Origin of the sequence: Vibrio sp. Isolate22, assembly GCF_022398115.1 — a bacterium.
Taxonomy (GTDB): Bacteria; Pseudomonadota; Gammaproteobacteria; order Enterobacterales; family Vibrionaceae; genus Vibrio.
The window spans coordinates 1-5,672 of the sequence record NZ_JAKEUW010000113.1; the positions used below are offsets into that span (position 1 = coordinate 1).

The window sequence follows — 5,672 nt, forward strand, 5'->3', positions numbered from 1 at the left end:
GGCTAGTTCTTGCTCTCGTTGACTAGTACTGGTGTCTTTCTTCGAGTTCTTTCGCCACCCGTAGATTTGAGATTCATGTAAAGAAAGCTGTCTTGCTGTCGCAGCTACTCCCACTTTATCTGCTAACTTCAGGGCTTCTGCTTTAAATTCAGGGGAATGTTTAATTCTAGTTTTCTTAGTTGTCATTGTTCACCTCGTTAGTGATTGTACTCACTTAACTCAGTGTCCAAAACTGCTGGGGCGGATCAATAAACTGCAGACCTACTTCACCAAACATCGTGACACTTGCGTGTGCCTTGCAGCTAAACGTGATTAACATAATTGGTCCCTTAATAATTGAATAGTAAAAGAACTATGTGGAGTAAATCATTGGAAAGCAAGCACATAATGGTTCACTTGCTTTTGGCAAGCTGCACCATTAGTGATATCCATCACCATTTAGAATGCGTTAATCAACCTTTCATATGAAATCTTGATAATAGTCACATTAAATGGTCAGCTAAGGCTCCGCGTAGCCCATTATTTAATCTAGTATTAATACCATTATCAAAATTAGTGGCACAAATCACATGAACAGGCTTGTAGGAAGGCACCTTGAAGAGATGGCGGATATCCGCTCTACGCGAAAACAAAAAATCGTCTACTCCTTTTCACTGACTGCTGCCGCGCTCTTTATCTTTTACACATGGGCTTACTTTCAGGGACAACACTACACGTTGTCCATGTTTGAGCTGTGCTTCGCTTTTATCGCTATCGCCAACGCGATTTATGTAAGAAGAGTCTACAACCCTGAGTACTCAGAGTTAATTCTTAGCTGTGTATTGCTTGTGCAAGGCGTCATCTTATTTTTATACAGCTATGCTATTCCCGACCGCATACTTTGGCTTTACCCAATTTTAGCCGCCGTTATTTTCATCAACGACTTCAGAATTGGTGTCATCCTAAGCACCTCTTTTTGTCTGTTCATAAGTACACTGATCACCGCATTACCCAGCAATTTTTCTCTACCTTTTAACAGCACACATCGCTTTATTCTTAGCCTGTTTACCATGAGCTTGGTGTGTCATACCTCCGCTTACTACTACACCAAAGCAGTAAGCTACATTCAGCGTTTGTATAAAGAAGGGATCGAAGACTTAGCTTACCGAGACCAACTCACAGGGCTAGCAAATCGATGGAGCTTTGAACGTTGGGCTATTGAGAAGCTAACAACCGTTGATAGTGAGCGATCACTTACTGCATTGGTTTTTTTAGATATCGATGATTTTAAAGGCATCAATGACAGTTATGGACACGATGTTGGCGACAGTGTGTTGCAGCACTTTGCGAATCGCTTGAGCAACAATATTCGAACTCGAGATCGAAAAAGTCACGAATACGACTATTCGATTGCGCGTTTTGCAGGCGATGAGTTTGTATTAATGCTCTACGATATCCCGACCCGAAAAGACCTCGACGGAATCCTTGACCGCATCTGTGGTTTATTCGAAAGCGGCTGCCAAACAAATGAAAGAATAAAAGAACTAACGCTCAGTGTTGGTGTGTCTTTGTACCCACAAGACGCACAAGACTTACACGAGTTAACGAGATGTGCGGATAAAGCCATGTATGTTGCCAAGCATTCAGGCAAAAACCGATACGCTTATTATCGATAGAAGAGTGTCCAATGGACAGCATCCATGAAGAAGCCGAATCCCCTGAACGTGAAGAGGATATTCAAACGAACGTAGAAGGGAATAATGTAACGCTACTAAAGACTCGCCAGCGTTAGCCAGCCATATACATAGCCCATAAGCTGACAAGGCCAATAACAATAATCCAAACCACTTGCCGAACTCGGCTTCGGTTTTCCCATTTCGATCTAGTGACGGTTTTAAGCGCGGATTCCTTTGCCGAATGCACAAAAGGCGCTTCCACTTCGCGCTTTTTGATACGACGTTTCACCGCGTTATTCGCAACCTCAGTAAAACGTTGACCTTGATCTGTCGTAAAGTCATTTTCAAAGCCCATTCGACCGTGCCTTTCGCCATGTTTTTGTTGTACTGCCATAGCGGCCTCCTTGGCGGTCTACCCTATATTGAGTATAGACTTAATTTCATATTGTTACCTGTTCAAAATTTTCGAATAAGTCACTCTGAATTGAGTGGACTTGATGTGTGCAAGCTTGCTAGGAGCAGTACCTGCGCTGATGTGTCGATCATATTTGTTACAGCATGTGACACATTGGATGATAAGTTAGCAGGATTTGATGTAGGCGGTGATGATTATTTAGTCAAGCCGTTTGCATTGGCTGAATTGAAAGCGAGAATCGAAGCCTTACAAGCTCGAAATGAAAGGCGAATGAGTCCAACTTTGAGCTATGGACCAGTCTCTTATGATCTTAACACCCACCGTGTCACCATAAGCAACCAAGAATTAACGCTAAATCCAATTCAAAAGAAAATCTTGCATCTATTGCTCATCAAAGCCCCAAAGTCAGTATCCTCTTGTGATATCGAGTTTTTCGTATGGGGAGATGAACCACCAGAGGGCAGTACTTATAGAACCCAAGTTTATCGTTTGAGAAAAGCACTACCCAATGGCTTTCTAGTGACAGTGAGGGGCAATGGCTATAGATTAAATGACAGTTTTTAGCAATTTCATCGGTTGGTATCAAAGCAGTTATAGGAACCAATTGTTCTCCATACTCTCCCTGTTTATAGTGTTCATTGTTTTCTCAGTTACCTTGATCTCGGAATTATCCACAGAAAAAACGGCTGATTACTTTATTAATAATCGCTTATTAGATATTGAGGAACGCTGGGTTGAAGTGGTATTAGAGTTGGATCAGTTTATACCTATATCATCCAATTCCCTTAAACTGATTAGTTCAAAAGAGGATAAGAAGCCTCGTTATTTGAACTCCATCGACAAACTGGGTATTCAAGAGTTTGATTTTGGTCGTATTCATGTGCTGACTTTTGAATCACCTATCGATAAAAACTGGCTACACCTAGTTTACTTCTCTGAGCGTGATACTGAACTGGGTAATTACCATGTAAGCAGGCCATATGTGATTGGTATGAGCATGATGTTACTAGCAGTGGGAGTGTTATCCGCGATGGTGCTGGCTGAATATTTTGGGCAACCACTAAAAACTTTAGCAGGGAGAGTAGCAGATCCGCATAGTGACTTTACTAAGACTTCGACGACAAGGAAAGACGAGATTGGAGTACTTCATCGTGCCTCTCAGAAGGCATTGTGCCGTGTTGAAGCTTTTGTTGAAAGGGAAAGACAGTTCACTCGATTTGCCAGTCACGAATTGCGCAATCCTGTTCACGTGATTCAAGGCGCGGTAGACGTACTTAAAATCATGGAGAAAGACCAAAAAAAACAAGCGATCATTAGTCGAATAGATACCTCAAATAAGGAGATGGAATTACTTATTGAAGTATTTTTGATGCTTGGTCGGGAAAATCGTTCAGCTCAGCAGAATCAGTTAGTTTCAGATATTATAGAAAGTTGTTTAAGCCAAGCAAATAGTAGTGAGTGTCAGGTGACTTTGGAGATCAGATCCCGAACGGCAATAAGTGAAGTGTTTGGTAAAATTGTTATTGGTAACCTGATACGTAATTCTTTAGCTTACAGCCAAGCTATCGTGGATATACATCTAAGTGGTAATCGCCTGGTGATTAGAAACGACTTATGTGCTAACCAAATACGTGGATATGGGTACGGAAAAGAAATTGTTAGTGCGGTTTGTCAAGCAGCTGGGTGGTGTTATTACAGCAACGTTAACGGCAAACGTTCTACTTCAGTCGTCTATTTCTAATACGGGTGCAGCGTCATAGAGAAATAAATTAAGCCTCTTACAAAGAGGCTTTCATTTTCTTTTAATCGCGCCTGATGACCTTGTAAAGGAAAGGATTAGGTTTAACTCCTTCAATTCGTGGAAGATTCGCTTCAGCTCTCATCTTGCTGGTCGCTTTTTTATACGTTTCAACACTTTCCCACTGAGCTACATTTACCAACAGATATTGTGCATCAGGGGAGAGGGATTGATGAAGTGCGGTTGAAATGTAACCGGGCTCTTTCTGAAGGAAGTCTCTAGCCTGCTCCCACATAGATATCGTTTCTGGAAGCTTCTCTTCAGGAACGGTAAAAGAGTTAATTAACGTTACATTTTCCTTGTGCGGGTTAGCGTTTGCAAAAAGTGCAAAAACGTTAGTACAAAAAATTACTAGCCCTATAGTCATAGCTCTGTTCATAAACATATACCTTGAATTAAGCGCAATTATGCACGTCGATAATGATGCCTAAATCGTAGTGTCTTGTCAGTTTGTTGTCAAATTGTAATGGTGTTGTCATTGTTGTCAGTGTAGCTAGATCAACATTAAGTGAACCAGAAAGAGCTAGGGCTGCTTTACAAATGCAATTGACTGTTAGCAAAGTGCGTTGCTAGTGGAATTTCTTAAAGGGAGCCTCTAAGAAAATGCTCAGACATCTTTTTGAGTGTTGACAATGTTTGTTCTAACTCCTGAAACGATATTTCCTCTGTGCATTTTTTTGCCCATTTAAACTGTTTCTCATCCAAAGCGTTATAAATGTTAAGCCCTAGATCTGTTAAGGCAACAAGCTTTGCAGTTTTATGATCAGGGTTCTCTTCCAATTTAAGTAATCCTTGTTGAACCATTATGTCCGTAAGTCGTTGTGTTGCTTGCCTACTTTGTCCCATTGTTCGACTTATTTGGGAAACTGTTAAGGGTGAGCCAGTTTTCACGATAGCACCCAATACTTTCCATCTTGCACTGCTTAATCCGAACTCTTTTGTCAAAGCATCACCTTCGATAGTAAGGAAGCCATACACCTTAAAAATTTCTAATATAGTTTTTGTAAAGATTTCAACAGTTTCATCATTTTGCATGATTATTACTCCGGCAATTATTTGACATCATGTTGTCATATTGAGTATGTTTGACAGTATGGTGTCATATTTTACCTTGGCGATTAATTTTATGAAAGTCTGTGTTGAACAAGTTACCTCCCCAATAGTCACTGTATTTGTAGCGGTTTCCTTTTTTAGCACTATTGGAGTAGAACTGTTTGGGTCTATGGAATCTCTCAAACAACTGAAGAGGTATGTTGTTTATCCTGGTTTTCTAGCCTTTATTCCTGCAGTGGCTCTTTTGACGATCTACAGTTTCAGTTCCTGTAATGATGAGGGCAAAACAACATACCTTAGTATTAGGCGAAGCCGGTTTATTTCAATAAATGCCATTCTTGTTCTTATACCTGCTGCAATTCTTCTCAATAAGCATGCAAAGAGTGATGGCATTGACTCATTCTTCTACTTTTTGCAGCTTGTAGAGCTTCTTTCTATCGCATTTAGCCTTGGTCTTGCATTAATGAACTTGGTTACTAGTGACCAATTGCTGAGAAAAGCGAATTGATCTGCTCCAGCCAGACTGGACACTTCATTAAGCGACATTTTGTTGTTCAAAGTTAACTGGGCTTAGATACCCAAGAGCACTGTGCCTTCTCGTTCGATTATAATCAACCTCTATGTACTCGAAGATCGTTTGGCGCATCTGCTCTCTCGTCATAATCGGCTCATATTGGATCGCTTCCACTTTCATAGAATGGAAGAAACTCTCAACACAAGCATTGTCCCAGCAGTTTCCTTTCCTACTCAT

Annotated in this window: 8 protein-coding genes and 2 pseudogenes; 4 read left to right on the forward strand and 6 right to left on the reverse strand. The window is 40.8% G+C overall.

Translation table 11 applies throughout. The features are described 5' to 3' along the window. Positions 1-186, reverse strand: a 186-nt coding sequence (locus L1D55_RS26715) for a transposase (RefSeq protein ID WP_239917338.1), incomplete at its 3' end; no start/stop codon positions are given. Between the two features lie 61 nt (positions 187-247). Beyond that, a pseudogene (locus L1D55_RS26720) lies at positions 248-319 on the reverse strand (DUF1840 family protein); the annotation flags it as partial. Between the two features lie 283 nt (positions 320-602). Here L1D55_RS26720 and L1D55_RS26725 point away from each other — a divergent pair. Then, positions 603-1,771 (forward strand): annotated as a pseudogene (locus tag L1D55_RS26725) (GGDEF domain-containing protein). On the opposite strand, the gene L1D55_RS26730 reads toward L1D55_RS26725, so the two are convergent. Beyond that, positions 1,768-2,049 carry a hypothetical protein gene (locus tag L1D55_RS26730; protein ID WP_004737044.1) on the reverse strand — a complete coding sequence of 94 codons (282 nt, stop codon included), beginning with the start codon at positions 2,047-2,049 and terminating at the stop codon, positions 1,768-1,770. The pseudogene L1D55_RS26725 and the gene L1D55_RS26730 overlap by 4 nt on opposite strands. Between L1D55_RS26730 and L1D55_RS26735 the strand changes: the two genes are divergently transcribed. Beyond that, positions 2,029-2,634 carry a response regulator transcription factor gene (locus tag L1D55_RS26735; RefSeq protein ID WP_239919462.1) on the forward strand — a complete coding sequence of 202 codons (606 nt, stop codon included), beginning with the start codon at positions 2,029-2,031 and terminating at the stop codon, positions 2,632-2,634. The genes L1D55_RS26730 and L1D55_RS26735 overlap by 21 nt on opposite strands. Further along, a complete protein-coding gene (locus L1D55_RS26740; RefSeq protein ID WP_239919463.1) occupies positions 2,621-3,811 on the forward strand; it encodes a histidine kinase dimerization/phospho-acceptor domain-containing protein in 1,191 nt (396 codons plus the stop codon). Before L1D55_RS26735 ends, L1D55_RS26740 begins: the two co-directional genes overlap by 14 nt. Positions 3,812-3,872: 61 nt before the next feature. Here L1D55_RS26740 and L1D55_RS26745 read toward each other — a convergent pair whose 3' ends face one another. Both L1D55_RS26745 and L1D55_RS26750 read right to left on the reverse strand, forming a co-directional pair. After that, a complete protein-coding gene (locus tag L1D55_RS26745; RefSeq protein WP_239919464.1) occupies positions 3,873-4,247 on the reverse strand; it encodes an antibiotic biosynthesis monooxygenase family protein in 375 nt (124 codons plus the stop codon). A 203-nt stretch (positions 4,248-4,450) separates the two neighbouring features. Beyond that, entirely contained in the window at positions 4,451-4,903 is a 453-nt protein-coding gene (locus L1D55_RS26750) for a MarR family winged helix-turn-helix transcriptional regulator (RefSeq protein WP_239919465.1), read from the reverse strand. 91 nt (positions 4,904-4,994) lie between these two features. On the opposite strand from L1D55_RS26750, the gene L1D55_RS26755 reads away from it, so the two are divergent. Continuing rightward, entirely contained in the window at positions 4,995-5,429 is a 435-nt protein-coding gene (locus L1D55_RS26755) for a hypothetical protein (RefSeq protein ID WP_239919466.1), read from the forward strand. Positions 5,430-5,456: 27 nt separating this feature from the next. Here L1D55_RS26755 and L1D55_RS26760 read toward each other — a convergent pair. After that, the coding region (locus tag L1D55_RS26760) for an IS3 family transposase (protein WP_239915817.1) at positions 5,457-5,672 on the reverse strand (216 nt) is incomplete at its 5' end.

Excerpts from the sequence above, each read along its gene's own strand:
- L1D55_RS26740 (WP_239919463.1), top strand. The coding sequence starts at position 2,621 with ATGACAGTTTTTAGCAATTTCATCGGTTGGTATCAAAGCAGTTATAGG.
- L1D55_RS26745 (WP_239919464.1), bottom strand. The coding sequence starts at position 4,247 with ATGAACAGAGCTATGACTATAGGGCTAGTAATTTTTTGTACTAACGTT.
- L1D55_RS26735 (WP_239919462.1), top strand. The coding sequence starts at position 2,029 with ATGTTTTTGTTGTACTGCCATAGCGGCCTCCTTGGCGGTCTACCCTAT.
- L1D55_RS26755 (WP_239919466.1), top strand. The coding sequence starts at position 4,995 with ATGAAAGTCTGTGTTGAACAAGTTACCTCCCCAATAGTCACTGTATTT.
- L1D55_RS26730 (WP_004737044.1), bottom strand. The coding sequence starts at position 2,049 with ATGGCAGTACAACAAAAACATGGCGAAAGGCACGGTCGAATGGGCTTT.
- L1D55_RS26750 (WP_239919465.1), bottom strand. The coding sequence starts at position 4,903 with ATGCAAAATGATGAAACTGTTGAAATCTTTACAAAAACTATATTAGAA.